20 protein-coding genes and 1 pseudogene are annotated in these 22,165 nt (G+C 49.3%); 2 read left to right on the top strand and 19 right to left on the bottom strand.

The annotated features are described in order from the left end of the window. Window positions 1–249: pseudogene (locus BLR50_RS14525) on the top strand (IS110 family RNA-guided transposase); the annotation flags it as partial. Between the two features lie 117 nt (window positions 250–366). Here BLR50_RS14525 and ruvX read toward each other — a convergent pair. The 19 genes from ruvX to BLR50_RS12565 form a co-directional block, all read right to left on the bottom strand. Further along, a complete protein-coding gene (ruvX, locus tag BLR50_RS12655; RefSeq protein WP_092642986.1) occupies window positions 367–810 on the bottom strand; it encodes a Holliday junction resolvase RuvX in 444 nt (147 codons plus the stop codon). Between the two features lie 38 nt (window positions 811–848). Beyond that, window positions 849–1,499: a histidine phosphatase family protein gene (locus BLR50_RS12650; protein WP_092642983.1), complete on the bottom strand. Its 651-nt coding sequence runs from the start codon at window positions 1,497–1,499 to the stop codon at window positions 849–851. Window positions 1,500–1,580: 81 nt separating this feature from the next. Continuing rightward, complete coding sequence (locus BLR50_RS12645) at window positions 1,581–2,495, bottom strand: dihydroorotate dehydrogenase (RefSeq protein ID WP_092642980.1); 915 nt, start codon at window positions 2,493–2,495, stop codon at window positions 1,581–1,583. Next, window positions 2,488–3,264 (bottom strand): dihydroorotate dehydrogenase electron transfer subunit, encoded by a 777-nt coding sequence (locus BLR50_RS12640; RefSeq protein ID WP_092642977.1) that lies wholly within the window; start codon window positions 3,262–3,264, stop codon window positions 2,488–2,490. Before BLR50_RS12640 ends, BLR50_RS12645 begins: the two co-directional genes overlap by 8 nt. Before the next feature lie 101 nt (window positions 3,265–3,365). Then, entirely contained in the window at window positions 3,366–6,557 is a 3,192-nt protein-coding gene (gene carB / locus BLR50_RS12635; protein WP_092642974.1) for a carbamoyl-phosphate synthase large subunit, read from the bottom strand. Between the two features lie 2 nt (window positions 6,558–6,559). Then, window positions 6,560–7,657: a carbamoyl phosphate synthase small subunit gene (locus BLR50_RS12630; protein ID WP_092642971.1), complete on the bottom strand. Its 1,098-nt coding sequence runs from the start codon at window positions 7,655–7,657 to the stop codon at window positions 6,560–6,562. Window positions 7,658–7,812: 155 nt separating this feature from the next. Then, window positions 7,813–8,730 (bottom strand): orotidine-5'-phosphate decarboxylase, encoded by a 918-nt coding sequence (gene pyrF, locus BLR50_RS12625; RefSeq protein ID WP_092642969.1) that lies wholly within the window; start codon window positions 8,728–8,730, stop codon window positions 7,813–7,815. Between the two features lie 34 nt (window positions 8,731–8,764). Further along, window positions 8,765–10,060, bottom strand: a complete 1,296-nt coding sequence (locus BLR50_RS12620) for a dihydroorotase (protein WP_242871764.1) — start codon at window positions 10,058–10,060, stop codon at window positions 8,765–8,767. A 110-nt stretch (window positions 10,061–10,170) separates the two neighbouring features. After that, window positions 10,171–10,719, bottom strand: a complete 549-nt coding sequence (pyrR, locus tag BLR50_RS12615) for a bifunctional pyr operon transcriptional regulator/uracil phosphoribosyltransferase PyrR (RefSeq protein ID WP_092642966.1) — start codon at window positions 10,717–10,719, stop codon at window positions 10,171–10,173. A gap of 297 nt (window positions 10,720–11,016) precedes the next feature. Beyond that, on the bottom strand, window positions 11,017–11,673 hold the full coding sequence (locus BLR50_RS12610) for a hypothetical protein (RefSeq protein WP_092642963.1): 657 nt from the start codon (window positions 11,671–11,673) through the stop codon (window positions 11,017–11,019). Between the two features lie 78 nt (window positions 11,674–11,751). Continuing rightward, a complete protein-coding gene (gene lysS / locus BLR50_RS12605; RefSeq protein ID WP_092642960.1) occupies window positions 11,752–13,254 on the bottom strand; it encodes a lysine--tRNA ligase in 1,503 nt (500 codons plus the stop codon). Window positions 13,255–13,364: 110 nt separating this feature from the next. Continuing rightward, window positions 13,365–13,838 (bottom strand): transcription elongation factor GreA, encoded by a 474-nt coding sequence (gene greA / locus BLR50_RS12600; RefSeq protein WP_092642958.1) that lies wholly within the window; start codon window positions 13,836–13,838, stop codon window positions 13,365–13,367. A gap of 282 nt (window positions 13,839–14,120) precedes the next feature. Further along, window positions 14,121–14,969 (bottom strand): hypothetical protein, encoded by an 849-nt coding sequence (locus BLR50_RS12595; RefSeq protein ID WP_092642955.1) that lies wholly within the window; start codon window positions 14,967–14,969, stop codon window positions 14,121–14,123. 177 nt (window positions 14,970–15,146) lie between these two features. Then, window positions 15,147–16,433, bottom strand: a complete 1,287-nt coding sequence (locus BLR50_RS12590) for a S41 family peptidase (protein WP_092642952.1) — start codon at window positions 16,431–16,433, stop codon at window positions 15,147–15,149. Window positions 16,434–16,513: 80 nt separating this feature from the next. Then, window positions 16,514–17,803, bottom strand: coding sequence for a murein hydrolase activator EnvC family protein (locus tag BLR50_RS12585; protein ID WP_092642949.1), 1,290 nt, complete (start codon window positions 17,801–17,803; stop codon window positions 16,514–16,516). Window positions 17,804–17,833: 30 nt separating this feature from the next. Beyond that, the gene (gene ftsX, locus BLR50_RS12580; protein WP_162840437.1) at window positions 17,834–18,742 is read right to left on the bottom strand and encodes a permease-like cell division protein FtsX; all 909 of its coding nucleotides are present in this window, start codon (window positions 18,740–18,742) and stop codon (window positions 17,834–17,836) included. Next, window positions 18,742–19,422 (bottom strand): cell division ATP-binding protein FtsE, encoded by a 681-nt coding sequence (gene ftsE / locus BLR50_RS12575; RefSeq protein WP_092642989.1) that lies wholly within the window; start codon window positions 19,420–19,422, stop codon window positions 18,742–18,744. Before ftsE ends, ftsX begins: the two co-directional genes overlap by 1 nt. A gap of 135 nt (window positions 19,423–19,557) precedes the next feature. After that, window positions 19,558–20,655 (bottom strand): PucR family transcriptional regulator, encoded by a 1,098-nt coding sequence (locus tag BLR50_RS12570; protein ID WP_092642943.1) that lies wholly within the window; start codon window positions 20,653–20,655, stop codon window positions 19,558–19,560. A 391-nt stretch (window positions 20,656–21,046) separates the two neighbouring features. Beyond that, the gene (locus BLR50_RS12565) at window positions 21,047–21,751 is read right to left on the bottom strand and encodes a GGDEF domain-containing protein (protein WP_242871765.1); all 705 of its coding nucleotides are present in this window, start codon (window positions 21,749–21,751) and stop codon (window positions 21,047–21,049) included. Between the two features lie 155 nt (window positions 21,752–21,906). Between BLR50_RS12565 and BLR50_RS12560 the strand changes: the two genes are divergently transcribed. Next, on the top strand, window positions 21,907–22,165 hold a 259-nt coding region (locus BLR50_RS12560), incomplete at its 3' end, for a helix-turn-helix domain-containing protein (RefSeq protein WP_162840410.1).

Below are 22,165 nucleotides of genomic sequence, written 5' to 3'. Positions count from 1 at the left end.
GAACTCAAGAACAAGTATCTCGAGCTTAAAAAACGTCGCGGAGGAAAGAAAGCCGTTATTGCGATTGCAAGAAAACTCCTGACTGCTATTTGGCACATTCTCAGCAAGAATGAGGTCTACAGCGCCAAGCTCTACAGAAAGGCCGATAAGCCGCCTGCCGCTCGCGAACTGACCATGACTCAGGCTATTACATTCCTGCGCAGCAAAGGTTTCTTGATATTAGACGAGGAAAGCGGCGAGGTCCTGTAGCTGTTCAATCTGTTTTTTTGACCATTCTCGAATGGTCTGATTTGTTATGCCCTTTTGAGAGTGGCTTGCTTGTGATTTGTTTCAAACTATACCTCTGGTGACGAACTGGTTTTGGCCCTATTCTTTGGGCTGTTGTGCCTGTTGATTGATGTTTTTACGGTAGGCAAGGTAGCTTTCAAGGATGATGGTTGCGGCAACCTCATCGATTACCGCCTTGCGCTTTTTGCCGCGTACATTGGTTTCGTTTAAAAAGTAGGTGGCCGAAACAGTAGTGCTGCGTTCATCCCACAGCTCTACGGGGATATCCACCAGAGCCTTAAGCTTTTCGGCAAAGTCGGCGCACTTCTGGGCGCGCGGGCCGATGCTGCCGTTCATGTTTTTGGGGTAGCCCACGACAATCATCGCCACATCGTACTCTTTTGCGGCAATAGCCACCTTTTGCAGGACGAGCGCAAAGGTCTTTTCGTGGATAACGCCGATAGGCTCGGCCATATATTCGGTTCTATCACATACTGCGAGGCCGGTACGTGCATCGCCGAAATCAACCGCCATAATCTTCATACTTCTACTCCTAACATAGCTTCAATATATAACCAGACCTAGGGCTTAAGCTCCCATTTCCCCTGCTCGAGCTGCTCGGCGGAAAGATGTGATGCGTCGTTGAGCGCTACAACAAACGGCAGGCCGTTTTCGGTAAACCTAAGGTGCGTTACAGCGGTATTCAAACAAATGGGTGCACGCTGAATACCCTCCTGCCCATAACCGAGTGCGTAGGCTAAATAATTCTGAAGCGCACAGCCGTGGGTAACAACGACGATACGGCTGCCCTTGTTTTCACCCACCAGCCTGCCTAACGTAGTTACCATACGCTCATACACCTGCATCATGCTTTCGCCGCCCGGGCTTTTGAAAAGATGAGGCGTGTTTATGAATACCTGCACATCCTCTGGATACAGCTGGTACAGCTCGGCGAAGGGGATTCCTTCTAACTTACCGACGTCAATTTCGATGATTCCTTCCTCCAGCACCAACTCTTTATTGTGATAGAGGTTAACAGCCTGTGCCGTTTTACGAGCCCGCTGCAAGGGGCTCGAGTAGATTTTATCAAACGAGATATTCTTAAAGCGCTCGGCCAAGTACTTCAGTTGGCTTGCACCCTCTTCGGTGATGTCTGCGTCGGTGCGCCCCTGAAAGGTACGGGTTTTGTTCCCGCTGGTCTGCGCGTGGCGTACAAGGTAAACATCTGTCATAGCAAGAACCGGTCCTTTCCATATACCCTGTTAGGTGTTGTAAAAGATTTATGTTAGAATGATAGATTTATCTTTCTAGCTTTACCAGGGCTGAACCTGCCCTACTATTGAGTTTATATCCGCAATACCGTTATCGTCAAGATATTTTGTTAAACCTTCGACAATCTTTATGGGGGCATAAGGGTCGGTAAACAGTGCTGCGCCTATCTGAATGGCAGAAGCACCTGCCATCATCATCTCGACGGCATCCTGCCAAGTGGTGATACCGCCCATGCCCACCACCGGTATTTTAACTTTGCTGGCTACCTGCCATACCATGCGCACGGCAACCGGGAAGATCGCGGGGCCGCTTAATCCGCCAACATTGTTTTTCAGGATAGGGCGTCGCGTTTTAATATCAATACGCATACCAAGCAGGGTGTTGATGAGTGAAACCGCATCGGCTCCTTCGGCCTCCACCGCCTGTGCGATTGCAGTGATGTCGGTGACATTGGGGGTAAGCTTGACCATCAGCGGCACATGCTTTACCATAGGGCGAACCGCACGCACCACCGAGGCTGCGTTTTCGCAGCTGGTGCCAAACGACGCACCGCCCTGCTTCACATTAGGGCAGGAGATGTTCAATTCTATCATATGAACACCGCTGTTATCCAACCGCTCGCAGATGCTGCGATACTCGTCGATAGTGCTGCCCGCAACATTTGCGATGAGCACGGTGCCTTTATCTTTAAGATACGGCAGCTCATTATCTAAGAACGCTTCCACGCCCGGATTTTGCAAACCCACCGAGTTGAGCATACCGGAGGGGGTTTCGGCCACTCTTGGCGGCGGGTTGCCCATACGAGGAGCGGGGGTCATGCCCTTGAGCGATACCCCGCCGAGCGCGGAAAGCGGGTAAAGACACTCGTATTCCCTGCCAAAGCCATAGGTACCCGATGCCGTGATAACTGGGTTTTTAAAGGTTACGCCCGCTATTTTTACTGCAAGATTACTCATCAAAAACCACCTCCTCGGCCTCGAACACCGGGCCGTTCTTGCATACATGGCTGTAGGTCTCTTTGCCGTCTTTCCTCGTTTTGCAGGCGCAGCCAAGGCAGGCACCCACACCGCAGGCCATGCGCTCCTCTAACGAAAGCTGGCAGCGTACGCCGTATTCCTTGGCTAAGGCTGCAACCGCTTTGAGCATCGGCCTTGGGCCGCAGGCATAGAGAATGTCCGGTTTTTCGGCATCCAGCTGTTCCTTTAGAATTGCAGTAACAAAGCCCTTGCGCCCCATACTGCCGTCATCGGTGCAGAGATGTACGCCACAGCCAGCGGAAGCAAAGTCGTTTTGAAGAATTACAGCCGTCTTGCTTCGGAAGCCCAGTACCGCACGGGAATTTTCACCGTAATGCTTTGCAATCTCTAAGAGCGGCGGTACGCCGATACCTCCGCCGATGACAATAGCCTTTTTATCCGGTTCAAGCAGGCTAAAACCATTGCCGAGCGGTGCCATTATATCAATAGAATCACCAGACTTCAGCGTTGCAAGTGCCTTGGTGCCCTCACCGCGGATATCAAACACCACACGGATAGCACCCTCTTGGGGCAGCACCTCACAGATGGAAATCGGTCTGCGGAGTGAAAAGCCCGGCACGCGCAGATGGGCAAACTGCCCCGCTTTCGCAAGTGAGGCAATCTCGTGGCAGGTAATTACAAAGCTGTAGGTGGTTTCGGCAAGCTGCTCACATTTTGCAAGCGTAAAAACGCCCTGACGGTAGTTCATATTTATAACATTCCTTTCATACGGAAATGCTGAAAATTCTTTTTTACCAATACTGTCAAACCGCTAAACGGCGGGCGGGTATTCCCCGTCCGCCGTAAGGTTTATATCTTGGTGATATCCACAAGGTCTACGTCGTTGATGGAACTTTCCATCTCTAGGCAGTCGAGCAGGGCCCGTGCGGTATCGATGGAGGTGAGACAGGCAATGGAACGCTCTACGGCCTTACGGCAAAGCTTCACACTCTCGGCCTGCGGTTTTCTGCCCTTGGAGGAGGTAGACATTACATAGTCTATCTTTCCGCTTTCAAGCAGCGTTATTACATTGGGCTTCTCCTCGCCCGCCTTGTGTACCGAGTTTGCCGCCACCATGTTCTGGTTAAGCTTTAACGCGGTGCCCGCAGTGGCATAGATATCAAACCCCAGCTTCGCGAAACGGTCGGCTACCGAGATAACCTCTTCTTTATCACTGTCACGCACCGAGAACAGCACGCCGCCGCGGTTCTTCATGTTATACCCAGCGGCAACAAGGCCCTTGAGCAGCGCGTGTTCGAAGGTTTTGGCAATGCCCAGCACCTCGCCGGTACTCTTCATCTCTGGGCCAAGGTGGGTGTCTACGTCGTGCAGCTTTTCAAAGCTGAATACCGGCACCTTCACTGCAACATAGTCCGCCTCCGGATAAAGCCCTGTACCGAGGCCAAAATCGGTAAGCTTTTTGCCGAGCATGATCTGGGTAGCCATATCCACCATCGACACGCCGGTTACCTTGCTGATATAGGGCACGGTACGGGAGGAACGGGGGTTTACCTCTATGACATACACCATGTCGTTATACACCACATACTGCACGTTTACAAGGCCGATTACCTTAAGCTCGCGTGCCAGCTTGCCGGTGTAGTCGATAATGGTGTTTTTAATGCGCTTGGAGAGATGCTGGCAGGGGTAAACCGAGATGGAATCGCCCGAGTGTACGCCCGCACGCTCGATATGCTCCATGATGCCGGGGATGAGGAAGTTTTCGCCGTCGCAGATGGCGTCTACCTCCACCTCGGTACCCATCATGTATTTGTCGATGAGCACGGGGTTTTCAAGCTTCGTGGCGGTGATAATGTCCATGTATTCCAGAACATCCTTTTCGCCGTAGGCAATAATCATGTTCTGCCCGCCCAGTACGTAGGAGGGGCGCAGCAGCACAGGGTAGCCCAACTTTCTGGCGGCCTCGGCGGCCTCCTCGGTGGTGAACACCGTGGTGCCTCTGGGGCGCGGGATACGGCAGCGCTCGAGCAGCTCGTCAAAGCGCTCTCTGTCCTCCGCAGCGTCAATGCTGTCGGCGCTGGTGCCCAAGATTCGCACGCCCATATCCTTGAGATACTTGGTGAGCTTTATGGCGGTCTGCCCGCCGAACTGCACCACTACCGCCCAAGGCTTCTCGGTTTCGATGATGGAACGGACATCCTCGGGGGTAAGCGGGTCAAAGTACAGGCGGTCGGAGGTGTCAAAGTCGGTGGAAACCGTTTCGGGGTTGTTGTTGACGATAATCGCCTCATACCCTGCCTCTTTCAGTGACCACACGCAGTGTACCGAGCAGTAGTCAAACTCGATTCCCTGCCCGATGCGTATGGGGCCGGAACCGAATACCAGAACCTTCTTTTTACCGGTTTGGTGCTCCTGCAAGAATTCGGCGGCCTCGTTTTCATCGTCGTAGGTGGAGTAGAAGTAGGGGGTTTCGGCCGAAAACTCGGCGGCGCAGGTGTCTACCATCTTATAAGATGCATAGCGCGGCTTTAACACCTTCTGCCCAGAAAGACGCTCGATGGTTTTATCCAAAAAGCCCATGTGCTTGGCCTTGAGGTATTTTTCTTCTGTAAGCTCCCCTTCGGCAAGCGTCTGCTCCTCGTCGGCGAGCTTCTTGAGCTTATATAAGAACCAGTTGTCAATCATGGTGGTTTCGTGAATCCAGTCGATATCCATACCGCGCTTGATGGCCTCGAATACCACAAACATACGCTCGTCGTCGCAATGCGAAACCAGCTCGGCAATCTCGGCATCGGTTTTATGTGCAAGCTTCGGCAGGTTTAAGGTATCCAGCCCCAGCTCGATAGAGCGCACAGCCTTCATGATGGCCTGCTCAAAGCTGGTGCCGATGGCCATAACCTCGCCGGTAGCCTTCATCTGGGTGCCGAGGGTGCGCTTGGCGTATACAAACTTATCAAACGGCCACTTCGGGAACTTCGCCACGATATAGTCGAGCGCGGGCTCGAAGCAGGCGCAGGTTTTACCGGTTACCTCGTTCTTGATTTCGTCGAGGGTGTAGCCGATGGCAATCTTGGAGGCCACCTTTGCGATGGGATAACCCGTGGCCTTGGAGGCAAGCGCCGAGGAGCGCGATACACGCGGGTTAACCTCGATAACGGCATAGTCGAAGGTAGTGGGGTGCATGGCAAACTGGCAGTTGCAGCCGCCCTCTACCTTGAGCGCTGAGATGATGTTCAGCGAGGCGGTGCGCAGCATTTGGTACTCTTTATCGGCGAGTGTCTGCGCGGGGGCTACTACGATCGAATCGCCGGTATGAACGCCTACCGGGTCGAAGTTTTCCATTGAGCAGATGGTAATTACATTATCCTTGCTGTCGCGCATTACCTCAAACTCGATTTCCTTCCAACCCGAGATACACTTTTCAATGAGCACCTGCGTGATAGGTGAAAGGCGAAGGCCGTTGGTGGCAATCTCGCTAAGCTCTTCCTTGGTGTAGGCAATACCGCCGCCCGAGCCGCCGAGGGTAAATGCGGGGCGTACGATTACGGGGTAGCCAATCTCCTCTGCAAAGGCAAGAGAGCCTTCCACAGTGGTTTCGACCTTAGAGGGGATAACCGGCTCGCCGATTTCAATCATCGTATCCTTAAAGGCCTGACGATCCTCGGCCTTGTGGATAGTCGTGGGGTTTGCACCGAGCAGCTTAACGCCGTTCTCCTCTAAAAAGCCCTCCTCGGCAAGCTGCATGGAAAGGGTAAGACCGGTCTGCCCGCCAAGGGTGGAGAGCACACTGTCGGGCTTTTCTATCTTGATAATGCGCTTTACCACATCAAGGGTAAGCGGCTCAACGTAGATCTTATCCGCCATTGCCTTATCGGTCATGATGGTGGCGGGGTTGGAGTTGATGAGCACCACCTCAAGCCCCTCGGATTTTAAGGCGCGGCACGCCTGTGTGCCCGCGTAGTCAAATTCGGCGGCCTGCCCGATAACAATAGGGCCGGAACCAATTACCAGTACCTTTTTAATATCTGAACGCTTTGGCATATCTATTTGGCCTCCTTCATCAAATCTATAAAACGGTCAAAAAGATAGGCCGTATCCATCGGGCCCGCGCTCGCCTCGGGGTGGAACTGCACCGTAAAGGCACGGGTGTTTTTATACAGCACACCTTCGCAGGTGTTGTCGTTTACATTGATATGGCTTACCGTGCCGATTTCGGGGTTTAAGGTATCGCTAAGCACCGCGTAGCCGTGGTTCTGGCTGGTGATGTAGGTTCTGTCCTTCAGCAGATCCTTCACCGGCTGGTTACCGCCGCGGTGGCCGTATTTCAGCTTACTGGTTTTTGCGCCCTGTGCAAGCGCCAGGAGCTGGTGCCCCAGGCAGATGCCGAAGATGGGAACACCCGACTTCACAAGCTCCTTCAGGTTTTCGATAATCTCAACATTTTCGGCGGGGTCACCGGGGCCGTTGGTTAACATAATGCCATCGGGCTTCTTGGCAAGAATCTCCGAAGCCTTGGTGCCACCCGGAACCACCGTGACATCACAGCCGCGCTTTTGCAGCGACTTTAGGATGTTCGCCTTGTAGCCAAAGTCCATCATCACTACCTTATAGTCATGCTGCTCGCTCACGGCTTCAAACGGCTTTTCGCAGGTTACATGGTTTACCGCATCGGCAATCACATATTCTTTAATCTGTGTTAAGTACTCATCCTTCTTCGCAATAACATCCTCGGTGGTGATCATGCCGTTCATAACACCGCTCTCACGGATTTTCCGGGTGAGCGCGCGGGTATCGATACCACAGATGCCGATGACGTTCTGCTCCTTTAGAAAGTTATTAATACCGTTTTCGCACCGGAAGTTGGAGGGCTCGTCGCACCATTCGCGCACGATATAGCCCTTTACCCACGACTTGCCGCTTTCACTGTCGAAGCTGTTGATACCATAGTTACCGATGAGCGGATAGGTCTGTGTTAAAATCTGCCCGTAGTAGCTCGGGTCGGTAAGCATCTCCTGATACCCGGTCATACCTGTTGCGAAAACAATCTCGCCGATGGTTGTGCCCTCGGCGCCGAAGCTTTCGCCCTCTATCACACTGCCGTCCGCCAAAAGGATAAACGCCTTTTTGGGTGTACCAGTCATATCCCATTCCCCCATTGCACAAAGTAATTCTATTTTTCAGAGGCGATTAATCCTCATATTTGAAAACTCAATGAAAAAGTTCGGTTAAACGGCCAAAGCCGTTACAGGAGGGGCTGTGCCCCGACAGAGGTTTTTCATTGTGTAAATTTTTTACACTAACCTCTGTATGCGTTGATTTCATCGCGCATACGGATCGCTTCATCCCTTGCCGCCTGCGCGTAGTCTTTTTCGTCGTAACCGCCCTTTTGGTAGGCGCACATAATGGCGCGGGAGGAGTTCACCACAGCACCCATGCCGTTTTGGTCAAACGCACCCGCCACATCCTTGGCAGCGCCGCCCTGCGCGCCGTAGCCCGGCACAAGGAAAAAGGTATGCGGCAGCTTTTGACGAAGCAGTTTTAACTGTTCGGGGTAGGTTGCCCCCACCACGGCGCCCACTGCGGAATACCCGCTTGCACCCATCGCCTGTGCTCCCCACTGTTCACACAGGGTGCCCATCTTCTCAAAGACGGTTTCGTCGGCGATGTGCTGATCCTGCAGTTCACCGGAGGAAGGGTTGGAGGTTTTTACCAGAACAAAGATACCCTTATCGCTCTGCTTGCAGATAGAGAGCAGCGGCGCAATACCGTCGGTGCCGAGGTAGCCGTTTACGGTAAGTGCATCGGCACCGAACGCGGTGAAGGTTTCATCCTCTACCGCCGTTTCGCCCAGAAAGGCACGTGCGTAGCATTCCATCGTGGAACCGATATCGTTGCGCTTGCCATCGGCAATTACATACATCCCCTTGCTCTTGGCGTAGGCTACTGTGTCATAGAAAGCCTTCACGCCGGGCCAGCCGTACATCTCGTAATAAGCGCACTGCGGTTTTACAGCGGGTACAATCCCGCTGAGGGCGTCAATCAGCCCCTTGTTAAACCGGAAGAGCGCCTCGGCGGCTCCCATAAGGGTTTTGCCATACTGCTCGTAGGCCGCGTTTTTAATGAAGGCAGGGATATAGTCTAGTTTAGGATCAAGCCCCGCCACTGTAACGTTGTTGGTTCCCTTAATTTTTTGAATCAATGTATCAAACGCCATGGTACGTCCTTTCTTTGGGCTGTGCAGGAATTATTTAATCCTTGTATACGATACTGCCGCCCATAAGGGTATATTTTACACGCCCCGCGAGCTTCATACCCGCAAACGGCGTATTTCGCGATTTAGAACGGAAAACCTCGGGGTTTACCGTATACTCTTCGTTTACGTCAAACAGTACGATATCTGCTGCAGCGCCCGGCGTGAGTGTGCCGCCCGCCACCCCAAGAATACGCGCGGGGTTTAGCGACATCAGCTCTACCAGCCGGCTGAGGGTGATGAGCCCTGTTTTAACTAAGCTTGTGATGGATACTGCGAGGGAGGTTTCCAACCCCACCACGCCGTTGGGTGCTTTATAAAAATTCGCCTTTTCCTGCGGGGCGTGCGGTGCGTGGTCGGTGGCAATGGCGTCGATGGTGCCATCTAAAATACCCTCTATTACAGCAAGCCGATCACTTTCACAGCGCAGCGGCGGGTTCATGCGGTAGTTTGCATCTTTTGAAAGCAGCTTTTCTTCAGTAAGCGTAAAGTAGTGCGGGGCGGTTTCGCAGGTTACCTTTACCCCTCTGGCCTTTGCGCTGCGAATAATACCGACCGAGCCTTTGGTGCTTACATGCGCGATATGCACCGGAACATCAAGGCTTTCGGCCAGCGCTATCTCGCGGGCGGTGATGCTGTCTTCACTGGCGCGGTGCATTCCCTTTACACCAAGTGCTTCACTGACGGCGCCTTCGTTGACGATGCCGCCTGAGATAATGGAGAGGTCTTCGCAGTGACTGGTAACGGGTAGGCTTTTTTGTGCGCAGGCTTTCAGCGCACCGAGCATCAGTGCCGCATTTTCAACCGGCCTTCCGTCGTCGCTTACGGCAACAGCACCTGCCTGTTTAAGCTCGTCGTAGTCGGAAAGCTCCTTCCCCTGCATCCCCTTAGTAATACAGGCCACAGGGTACACCCTTGCGGGGCAGCCTGCCGATTGTAACTTGATATAATTCAAAATCTCTGCGCTGTCTATGGGCGGGTTGGTATTGGGCATACAGGCTATTGCGGTAAAGCCACCCGCAGCAGCCGCCTGCGTGCCGGAGGCGATATCCTCCTTATGAGTGAAACCAGGGTCACGCAGATGAACATGCATATCAATAAGCCCCGGGGCCGCGAAAAGGCCGCTTGCATCTATAATAATTTCCGCTGTATCGGTAATATCAGGCGAGACCTTCTTAATCAAGCCGTTAATGATAAGAATATCGTTTATCGAATCCAACTGACTCAATGGGTCAATTACATAAGCGCCTTTTATCAAAACACTTTTAGGGGCATCGTTGGTTTGCAGCATCATATTCACTCTGCCCTTTCCGGTATACACCTCTTAAATGTTTTCTGCTCTACATAATTATACATTGATGTGTATAATTATTCAATACTTTTCTGCTTTAGCTGTAGAAAATATCATTGTGAATTCGCCTCGGCATTTGTAAAGATTGCTACCCTATCGATACCGTCGCGTTCCTTCACCTGAACCTTTACCGTTTCTTCGCTAGCGGTGGGCAGGTTTTTTCCCACATAATCGGCGCGGATGGGGAGTTCGCGATGCCCGCGGTCAATCAGTACCGCAAGCTGGATGTTTTTCGGCCTGCCCCGTGACATGATGGCGTCTATGGCGGCACGCACGCTGCGCCCGGTGTAGATAACATCGTCTACAAGGATGATCTTTTTATCGGTAATCTCAAAGTTTAATAGCGACTGATCCTGCCCAAGTTCTTTTCCCTTTCGATCATCGCGGTGGGGGGTGATGTCCAGCAGCCCTACCTCTATGCTTTTACCCTCAACCTCGGAGATTTTTGCCGAGATGCGCGCGGCAAGCTCTGCACCGCGCGAGAGGATACCGACAATACAAAGGTTTTCGGCGCCGTGGTTTTTCTCTATAATCTCAAACGCGATACGGGTAATAGCACGGGCAACCGCTTTTTCATCCATGATTTCTGCTTTTTCCTTCATCTTCTGCTCCCCCTTTACAACTGCGCTGATATCCCGCCGGATATGTCATTTATGGGCTTATGGGCATACAAAAAGGCCAAACCGTCCGTAATCCCGACAGTTTGGCCGTAATCTGTGTTCATAAAAGCTACCGGAGTATCCTCCCCGGTATTATGAAAACCCCGCCGCCTTGTCGGCCTCTCCGGACCAACTTAAAGGTTGCTTTTTATTCACTTTATAGAATATCTTGCGTATTAGTATAACCGATTCGCCGGGTTTTGTCTATACCTTGGATGAAAAATTTCGGTAAACACTCAACTATTGAACAATTGCTTTGTTGTTTACCATATTGGCAAAACCCTCAAAAATCTTTTTATACCGCTCCTGCTCATTAGCCTTCTTAATATCTTCCCCATTCCCCATGCTTGCATAAATCTGCTGACCGCTTGTGGCAAAATAATCCTTCAAAAAATTATTCTTTGCAAAGTCAGATTCGCCAATCTTCCACGCAGAATTCTCCACCTGCTTATTGCCGGGGAAGTCGTCGGAAAGCTTTCGAAGAGGTGCCTGCTCGGTATAGGTATCGTAGTAGCTTTGATCAAAGATATAAACCATTGCAGGATCGGATGTAATCTCGGCAATCATCTTCATCTGCATCGCATAGGCGGTTTGCGGATCGGTGGGCTCGCCTTTTGCATCCTTCGTAATAAAGATTGGTTCAACGGCGATATTAACTTCTCCGTTTTTGTCAACGTCGGGGAAGTATTTCTCCGCCTGTTTTTCTAGTTCCTCTACCTTTGTATCGTCTACATAATACGAGGTACAAAGCAGGATAGTAGCATCAAACTTCTCTTTAAAAATCATGTCCTTGGTGAAGAGGATAGCTAAAAACAATACGAACACGCCAGCAATTGTATGCCATTTATAGTAGTACCAGTAATTATCCCATTTACGCTTAAACTCTTTCTGTGTCATGGTTGAATAGCCCTTTCTATAAAGCGAATCTCATCGTTTAACCGATGAGATTCGTTTAAGCAATACTAAAACACTGAATTAAGATTCTCTCGGGCGCATAGTGGGGAACAGCAGTACATCCCGGATGGAATAGCTGTCGGTAAGCAGCATGATTAAACGGTCGATGCCGATACCCATACCGCCTGTCGGAGGCATGCCGTATTCCAAAGCGGAAAGAAAATCCTCATCGATATCACAAGCCTCGTCGTCACCCATGGCCTTGAGCTGCGCCTGACGCTCGAAACGCTCACGCTGGTCGATAGGATCGTTAAGCTCCGAGAACGCATTAGCGTACTCGCGCCCGATAATAAAGAGCTCAAAGCGCTCGGTGTAATCCGGATCACTCGGCTTACGCTTTGCAAGCGGAGATATCTCTACGGGATGCTCGGTAATAAAGGTGGGCTGTATCAGCTTTTCTTCACAATAGGCCTCAAAGAATAGGTTGAGGATATCCCCCTTAAGATGGCGCTGCTCGTACTTGATATTATGTTTATCGGCGAGTGCGCGTGCCTCTTCGGTGGAATGCACCTCGTTAAAATCTACTCCCGCGTATTTCTTAACGGCATCGGCCATTGTCAAGCGCTCGAAGGGCTTGTCAAGGTCAATCTCAATGCCGTTATAAGTAATCTGGGCGGTGCCTAGCACCTTCTTCGCAACATCGCGAATCAGGTTTTCAGCGATATCCATCATGCCATGGAAATCGGTATAGGCCTCGTAAAGCTCCAATAGCGTAAATTCGGGATTGTGGCGCACCGAGATACCCTCGTTGCGGAACACGCGGCCAATTTCATACACTTTATCAAAACCGCCTACAATCAGTCGCTTTAAGTGAAGCTCCAGCGCAATACGCATGTACAAATCCATATCCAGCGTATTGTGGTGGGTGATAAACGGCCTTGCCGCCGCACCGCCGGCAATATTGTGCAGCACCGGGGTCTCAACCTCAAGATAGCCGAGGCTATCGAGGAAGGCACGAATCTCCTTGATAATCAGTGAACGCTTTACAAAGGTATCCTTAACCTCAGGATTCACAATTAAATCTACATAACGCTGGCGGTAGCGAAGCTCGGTATCCTTCAGGCCGTGCCACTTTTCAGGGAGCGGCATCAGCGACTTGGATAGCAGGGTTAAGGAATGGGAATGTACCGACACCTCACCGCGGCGGGTTTTAAAAACCATTCCTGTAACACCAACGATATCACCGATATCCCATTTCTTGAAATCGTTGTAGTTTTCCTCGCCTATATCGTCAATCTTTACATACACCTGCATCTTGCCGCTGGCATCACGCACATCAATGAAATTGGCCTTGCCCATGTCACGCCAAGCCATAATGCGCCCCGCAAGGCTTACCTCTTTGCCCTCAAACTCTTCAAAGCACTCGGTGATTTGAGCTGCGTACGCGGTACGCTTAAAGATGGTAATTTCAAAAGGATTCTTATTATTCTGCTTTAACTCGGTAAGTTTATCCCTTCTGATCTGCAGAACCTCGGATAGGCTCTGCTCTTCGCTTTCCTGCTCTGGGGTGATTATTTCGCTCATTTTGTTCTATCCTTTCATACAGTCAAATGCAGCCATGCGCTCACGCAAAGCTACCTGTTATCAACTGCTGCTGAGATTATACCGGTATAGTTATTTTCATCAGAAAAGTATTATTTGCTGATAGAGAGAATCTCAAACTTGATAACACCCGCGGGCGCGTCAATATCCACAATATCGCCGGTCTTATGACCGAGCAGCCCCTTGCCGATGGGCGATTCGTCGGAGATTCTGCCTTTTTCCGGGTCAGCCTCGGTGGAACCCACAATATAATAGGTGAGCTCCTCGTTGAACTCAATATCCTTAACCGTAACCTTTGAACCAACGTTGATGGTTTCGGTAGAGATCTCATCGTCGTCTAACAGCTTAACGTTTTTAAGCATTGCCTCGATGGTGGCAATGCGCGCTTCAATAATAGCCTGCTCGTTCTTCGCTTCGTCGTACTCGCTGTTCTCGGAAAGATCCCCGAACGAAAGTGCTACCTTGATTTTCTCGGATATATCCTTACGTTTTATGGTTTTAAGCTGTTCCAGCTCATCTTCAAGTTTCTTTAAGCCCTCATCGGTAAGTAAAATCGGTTTTGCCATAAGTCATTGTTCCTTTCTTCAGTAGCAATAGCATGGCGGAAAGTGTAGTAGCCATGCAGCCATATGAACGCTAGCCGCTATCATTGTATGATGGCGGCAATACATTGTGTAATACCAGCTTAAACCGTGACAATATTTGTATTATAGTAAAACGCGTCGGGGATGTCAATAGAAGAATGCCTTTGTGATGTATTGTTTGAATTGGATTATTCGACAAAAACTATTTTAAAAACTGTTGCTTTTTCTTCTTATTGAATAAAATATTCGGTGTGCCGGGGTTCATTACCCGGATACTCCGGGCACCTTGTACCTCTTTTTAATATAATCGGAAAGCGAGGAATAGGCAAGTACCTGCCTGCCCGTAAGCAAGGAATGCGGTAGGATATCCTCATATTCTCTTTTACCGCACAGCTCATATGCGGCACTTAAAAAATGAATGGGGTTGACTCCCTGCGGCATGTGCTCTGCCGCTTCCAGCGGTATATCAAGCTCATATAGAGAAAACACATTCTCCCACTCGAAATTGCCCTGCACCCCGCCGCTTACAGTGATGGCCCCCAACTTCGCCGCTTCATCTGCATCTGACGGGTTAGGAGAGTAAATCACCTGACAATCAGCAAGCGAGGAAATCCGGTTTGTTATTACAAGCGGTGCACCATAAAGAGAGAGCAATTCCTCCTGAGTATTTTCATAGGCTTCAAAATTATTGGTGAATATCTTTACTGTGGGGGAATGTTTTATCAGTTTTTCCGCAAATGACGTATATATTCCATCCGCGTCAACAAGGCCGATACTGCGTCGAATTAGTGGAATTGGCAGCGAATCGCAGATTTTTGTGCTTACGTTAAGCATAATCTTCTGCGGCAGTTGTTTGGGCAAAAACAGCAGACTGTTTAGATCTTCTGTTGGGCCTAACCCTTGCGCCATGAGCAGTCGCCCGGAAAATCTGGGGCCAAGTTCCTGCAGCTCGCTGTAATTCGGTACCCCTTTTTTTATAGGTATGGCTATTGTATAAAATGTGATACCGCCGTACTTATAAAGCTGTACCGTATCCCTGCGGGCACGCCACGCTTTAAAACGCTTTAGCAGGCCGATGTTGCTATGAAATTGTGGAACTGCAATAATAAACATGGCATCGCCCCCGTGAACTGCGGCGCTGAATCTTCATTACGCAAGTATATGCCATGTTGATATGGTATCATGACTTCTTATAAGAATTGTAGCCTTGTGTTTTTAACTGCGGAAAGGCTTATTGAAAACCACCTGCAAGTAATGCAGGTGGTTAAGAACGTATAGATGCCGGTTATCTTAGGAAGCACTGCTGGTATTAGTGGGGGCTGCGGCAGATGCAGCACCTTCCGAACCACCAGGAGCGACCTCACCTATATTCTTCTTGGTGGCTTCAATAACCTCAACCGCCTTTTTCAGCTGCGCGTCAAGGTCTACCGATTCATCCTCCACCGGCAGGGTTGCAAGTTCTTTTTCGGTTTCAGTGGGGATCTTTACTTCAAAATCAGGCTGCAGGCCTATACCATTAAAGTTTGCACTCTTTGGCGGGTTATACAACGCTACGGTAAATGCAACCGCAGAACCGTCATTTAGCTTAAACTGCTGCTGCATCGACCCTTTGCCGAAGGTTTTGGTACCCACCGACTTTGCCTTGCCGTAATCACGCAGCGCCTGAACAAACAGTTCGGAGGCCGAGGCCGTGTCTCCGTTAGTCAGCACCATCATCGGCAGGTTCACCTGTTTCGAGTCACTCTTTGCAAGAATTTTTGTCTCACCGTTCTTATAGGTGGCGGAAACCAGCGTACCTTCCGGCAGCAGCTTATCCAGCATTGCCACTGCGGAATTCAATGTGCCGCCTCCGTTAAAGCGAAGATCGAAGATGAGACCGGTAGCACCCTGCTTAATCATATCGTCAACTGCTGCTTCAAACTGAGAGGCAGTATTGTCGTTAAATTCAACAATCTTAATATAGGCATTGGTATCTATGAGCTTGGAATATACCGAAGGGATATCCACCTCACGGCGTGTTACCTCAATCTGATTATCCTTTTTGTCTCGGCGTACCGTTAAGCTTACCTTGGTGCCCGCGTTACCCTTAAGTTTTTCAAGTGCCTGATTCGCTGTATTGGCAGTAACATCAAGTTCATCAACCTTAATGATTAAGTCCCCTACAATCAAGCCGGTATTCTCTGCCGACGACTCGGTGTAAACCTCGGTAACAACCAGGTAACCCGAAGGGTCCTTCTCCAGCTTCGCGCCGATGTCTACGGTTTTGCCCGCATACTCCTCTGATAGCAGCTTGTACTGTTCAGGCGTGTAGTAGCCCGCATACGCATCACCCAAGCCGTTCAAAAACCCCTTCGCAATATTATCCTGCAAAAGGCTCTCATCAATCTTGCCGCTGAAGTTCTGGCGAACGATGCGCTCAAGCTCCGATAGTTTTTCGTACATCGACTCGCGCTCTTTCAGGTTATAAACCATTGAGTTGAAGTTGGACATCGCGATAACCATGGTGATTGAAAACGTTACGGCGGCGGTAATTGCCATAAAGGTAAGCGCCGCGCCGAGGGAAATCTTCTTTCTCATTGTGCCTCCGTTTCCGCAGTATTCTCCGCAGGTTTCAGGTTATGTCGTCCCCACGAATGGACCTGCTGCCCGGTGTTATTCTATACTTTATGGAACTGGTTCATCGGGTTGGTATGCTGACCATTGAAACGAATTTCAAAGTGCAGATGCGGCCCGGTTGACCAGCCCGTGGAACCAACGTTTCCGATGGACTGCCCCTTGGACACATATTCGTTCAAGCTTACAGAAATAGCTGACATATGACCGTAAAGCGTGGTCTGCCCGCCGCCATGGTCGATAATAACATACATGCCATAGCCTTTGCCGGGGGTATAGTTGGTTTGCACAAAACATACCTTACCCTCGTTAGCGGCTTTAATAGACGCTCCGTAAACACCGGAGCCTGTAATGTCAATACCGGTATGAAAATCGCCACCGCCAAAACGCCAACCGTAAGGGCTGGAGATCGTGCTGTACCCCGGCAGCGGCCAGGTGTATTCACCGCCCACATACTCGCCTATACTTTTCATGCTGGCGTAAATCTTGGCTAGCTCGGCCTGAGTTTCCTTCATATCCTTTTCTATTGCTTCGCGGTTGGCGTTAAACTCCGCTTCCATCTTTTTTAGCTGAGCAACATCGGCACTAACCTTGGCGTATTGACCATCAAGCTCCTTCTTCTTCTGTGCCTCGTCCGCCTGTGCCTGCTCCAGCTCTGCCTTATCGGCATCAACCTCAGCCTTAGCGGCTTCAATCGCGGCCTTGTCGGCTTTAAGCTGTTTCAGCAAGGCTTCATCATGGTCGGTTACACGTTTTATGTATTCACTGCGCTCCAGAAAATCCGTGAAGCTCTGTGCACCGAAAATAATATTCATGACGCTGGATTTGTCAGTCATATATAACGCACGGACACGGGATTTGAAGAGCTCGTAGTTTTTGTCGATATCAGCCTGTTTTGCAGATATTTCTGATTCCTTTTTACTTATTTCATCATTAATAAGTTTAATCTTATCCTTTAAAAGAGCCAGTTGCTCGTTAGAGATATCTATCTGGCGGCTGATGCTGTTACGCTCGGCAATAGTTTGAGATTTCTCGTTTTTAATATCCTTGAGCTTTGCTTCAATTGCCTTTTTTTCCTTCTCAAGCTGCTCGTAATTGTTTTTCAGGTTATTCAACTTTTCGGTATTGGTGTTTTTGCCGGAGCTACTTGTTGAGCCGGAACTTGAACCCGAGCTTGAACCCGAGCTTGAACCGGTACCGGAAGTGCCGCTGGATGAGGTTGACGGGGATAACGTAAAACCATAGGCTACCTGCGGGAAAGCCGCAGTAACCAGCATCAAGGCAGAAATTGCTGATATCGTGATTCTAAAGCCATTCTTCGCCTTACGGTTCATTGCATAACCCCCCTAATGAAAAGAATATTACTAAACACGAAGGTGCTTGCGGACAAACAGCATACTGCCGAACATACCGGACACCACACCGGCACCGATAAAACCGATAAACAGCTTCATCGCCACCTGATCAAAGGGTACAAAATTCTTGTAAGCGAGGCTGAGCCAGCCGGCAGCGCCTTGAGTAAGGTGCGAAAGCAAGTAATCATACCCCACCCATACAGCCAAAAAGGCCAATAGGGCCGAAAGCAAGCCCAGAATCGTGCCTTCTATAATAAAGGGGAGACGAATAAAGCTGTCGGTGGCACCGACAAACTTCATAATGTTAATCTCTTTTCGACGATTATAAACGGTTATTTTAATGGTATTCGCGGTAATTATCAGCGAAACCAGCACGAGGATGGCTACAACAATAATGCCAAACACGGTAACCGCATTCTTAATACCGGTGATGGATTTTGCCACCTCAACGGGTGCTGCGACACTGTCTACCCCTTCCAGACTCTGCAGGGCCTGAACGGTTGCATTCAACGCGGACAAATCCTTAACCTTAACGTCATAAGCATCGGGCAGCGGGTTTTGGTCACCCTCCAGCCCGGCCATCAGATCACTGTATTCGCCCATTGTTTTAGAAAAGGTGATAATCCCCTTCTCTTTGGGTATGTATTCTATATCACCAAGGTTAGCCACCTTGCGTATATTCGCATCCAATGAGGAACGTACATCATCGGTAATATCGCTTTTCAGATACACCTTCAGTTCATTCTGCGATTCAACATAGCCAACAATGCTGTTGACATTGATAGAAAACAGTACCGCGCCGCCAATCAGCAAAAGGCAAGCCGTCAGTACACCGATAGAGGCAACCGACATCATGCGGTTAACCCATACATTTTTTGCACCCTCTTTTAAAAGGTACCCTATACTGCTTCCCTTCATCATGGCCCCCATTCTAAGCCCACGCCATCGGAAATCACTTTGCCGTTTTCCACAGTAATAACACGCTTATTAAAATGCGCTACCAGGTTGTGCTCGTGGGTTACCATCAGGATGGTTGTACCGCAGCGGTTGATTTCGTTTAAGAGCTCTACAATTTCAAAAGATAGTTCCGGATCGATATTACCGGTAGGCTCGTCCGCAATAATGAGCGACGGATTGTTCACCAGTGCACGCGCAAGCGCAACACGCTGCTGCTCGCCGCCCGAAAGCTCAAGCGGCATACACTTGGCCTTGGACGCAAGCTCTACCAGCCCCAGTATGTAAGGAACACGCTTGCGGATATCCCTTGGGTTTACTCCGGTAACCCGCAGCGCAAAGGCCACATTATCGTAAACTGTCATTGTCGGAATCAGTCGGAAGTCTTGAAATACTACGCCCATCGAACGCCTGAGCTTTGGTATCTGACGGTGCTTGATGCGGGAAATATTATAGCCGTTTACCTCTATAATCCCCTTGGTGGGCCGCTCTTCGCCCATAATCATCTTAATGAGCGTGCTCTTTCCCGCACCGGAGGAGCCTACAACAAATGCAAACTCACCGTCGTCTATCTTCAGGTTAACGTCCTTCAAGGCTTTTGTACCGTTTGGATATACTTTTGACACACCCGAGAATCTAATCAAAGCGTTTTTCGCCTCCGGATCTAAATAATTGTGCCCCAGACGGGTTATTCTTTTCGCGCGCTCGGACACGCATACAGGATCCTTACCTTCAATGAAAGTATGGTGCTAAAAAAACGTCGTTTTACTGCGAAGAAACTAGTACTTTACAGGATTGGCAGTAAGATATTTCTTTACCATGAGCGCAACCTTAAATACAATAGCATGGTCAAACTCACGAAGGTCTAGGCCGGTAAGCTTCTTGATCTTCTCAAGCCTGTAAACGAGGGTGTTTCTGTGCACAAACAGCTTGCGCGAGGTTTCGGACACATTCAGGTTGTTTTCAAAGAAACGCTGGATGGTAAAGAGGGTTTCGTGGTCGAGTGAATCGATGGAACCCTTTTTAAACACCTCGCGGAGGAACATCTCGCACAGAGTGGTGGGAAGCTGATAGATAAGCCTTGCGATACCAAGGTTATCGTAGCTGACAATCGACTTTTCGGTATCAAACACCTTACCAACCTCAAGCGCAACCTGCGCCTCCTTAAAGGAACGAGCAAGCTCCTTGATGCCCACAATCGCTGTACCGATACCCACAACTGCCGAGGTGTAGAACTCGCTGGAAAGGGTGTCTACAATAGAACGGGCAAGCTTTTCAAGATCGCGCGACTCAATGTTGGGCTTGATTTCCTTTACAAGCACTACATCGCTTTCGCTGATGTTAAACACAAAGTCCTTCTGCTTGTCGGGGAAAAGGTTCTGGATTACCTCAAAGGCGGAAACATCGTTGGTAGAGGTAACACGAATAAGCACCACTACGCGGCTCACATCGGTGCTGAAGTGCAGTTCACGGGCCTTCACGTAGATATCGCCCGGCAGGATATTATCGAGTATAACGTTCTTAATAAAGTTATTGCGATCATATTTCTCATCATAGTATTGCTTGATACTGGCAAGCGAAACTGCCAGAATGGAGGCATACTTAATGGCCAGATCATCGGTTCCCTCTACAAATACCGCGTAATCCGGGCGCGGACGGGTTCCGAACGGCTTGTAGGTGTAGCCGTCACGAACAAAGGTATCGTGTGAATCGGAAAGATCGAAGGGCTGATAGCCGCTTACCTCTAAAACCGTTTCCCCGATTTTCGAGAGTTCGCTGCAGGATACGATGGTGGCGTTCTCGTCTACTACCCCGATAATTCTGTCTATCGAGTCACGCATCTGATGAACTACGCCCTGAAATAGTCTGTTTGACATAATGTACCCCTTCTTCTTTTTGTTTATGTCTGGTCTTTAGCAACTAAGTAATACCTTACAACTGGCAAGCAGTAAGAAAATGCGGAAAACCTATAACTAATTTTTATTTTACATAATTTTCGTTATTTTTGCAATACAGTACACTGTAAAACCATCTGATTTGTATGAAATCTGTAGGAAATATGCAATCTGAAGCCAGTACCTTGTTAAATAGTACATCATTTTATTTTATTATGTGTTAACAAAATTAAAATTAAGCCGTCATTCTTCATAAAAATGACGGCTTAAAGATTTTTTTTGTACTGTTATACGCTATATTGTGGTTAAGGCCGATAAAAATCACACAGAATGGTATATATGTAGAACAACTCAATGGGCCAAACAAGCCGCATTACACTTCCACACGATTTTTGCCGTTTGCCTTTGCTAAATAGAGTTTTTGATCCGCACGTGCCAGAATAGTATCCATATTGTCGCCCTCGCGGTATTCCGTAAGGCCGAAGCTGCAGGATACCCCTAAGCTGCCTTCGTATACAATCTCGGCAATGCTTCTTCTGCAGTCCTCAGCAATCACTTCAGCTTGGGCAAGCGGAGCCTGAAGTAACACGATAAACTCTTCACCGCCCCAGCGGAACAATAGATCTGTATCCTGAAGGCGGGAACGCACCAGGTCCACGATATCGATAAGCACCTTGTCGCCCATAAGATGGCCGTATCGGTCGTTAATCTTCTTAAAATCGTCTATGTCCAGGATGATAAGGGTTAAGGGATGCCCTTCTATCCGGCATTTATCCATTCGGTCTTGAATATGGCGGCTGAGCGACGCGCGATTATAAGCACCCGTCATCGGATCGGTTCTTGAAAGCCGTTCGAGCTTACGGCTTTTTATAAACAGCATACGTCGCTGGTATTCGTTATTGTATGAACCCACAGCCCGAATGAACAGCACAAGTACTACAAATACAATACCGGCGGCAAATTCATTGGCAGTCAACGTTTTAATCGTAAGTCCGGCATAGATGAAGAAGCCTGCCACAATGGCCATTGAGGTAAGTACCTTGCCAATCCAAGGGTTGGGCAGCATATATACAATCATCACCAATACAATAAGTGCCATTGATTGTATAAGATAGTTTGGTTTTTCGTACAGATAGGAAATCCATAAAAACGATGCGCCGCCTAAAATGATATGCTCCCTTTATGAGAGACAGTGAAATAACAAACACTGTTCATCATGAAGGGAGTATTTTTATGCCACAAAAATCTAAAATAGAGGTTACTGAAAAAGTTAAAATCACTCGAGAGTATGTATCTGGGAAAATTTCAAGAGAGGAAGCCGCCAGACGAGCCAAGGTTGCACCTGCATCAATAGCCAGATGGGCTCGGATATATCGACAGGAGGGTGCTTTGGGTCTTGCCCCGACAAAAAAGAACCGCGTTTACAGCTCCGAATTAAAGAAGAAAGCTGTCTTGGAATATCTTGCTGGCGGATGTGGTCTGCACACTATCT

The organism is Acetanaerobacterium elongatum (assembly GCF_900103835.1).
In the GTDB taxonomy this organism is placed as follows: Bacteria; Bacillota; Clostridia; order Oscillospirales; family Ruminococcaceae; genus Acetanaerobacterium; species Acetanaerobacterium elongatum.
The sequence above is the reverse complement of the archived record's forward strand: the minus strand, read 5'-3'. Positions and strand labels throughout refer to the sequence as shown.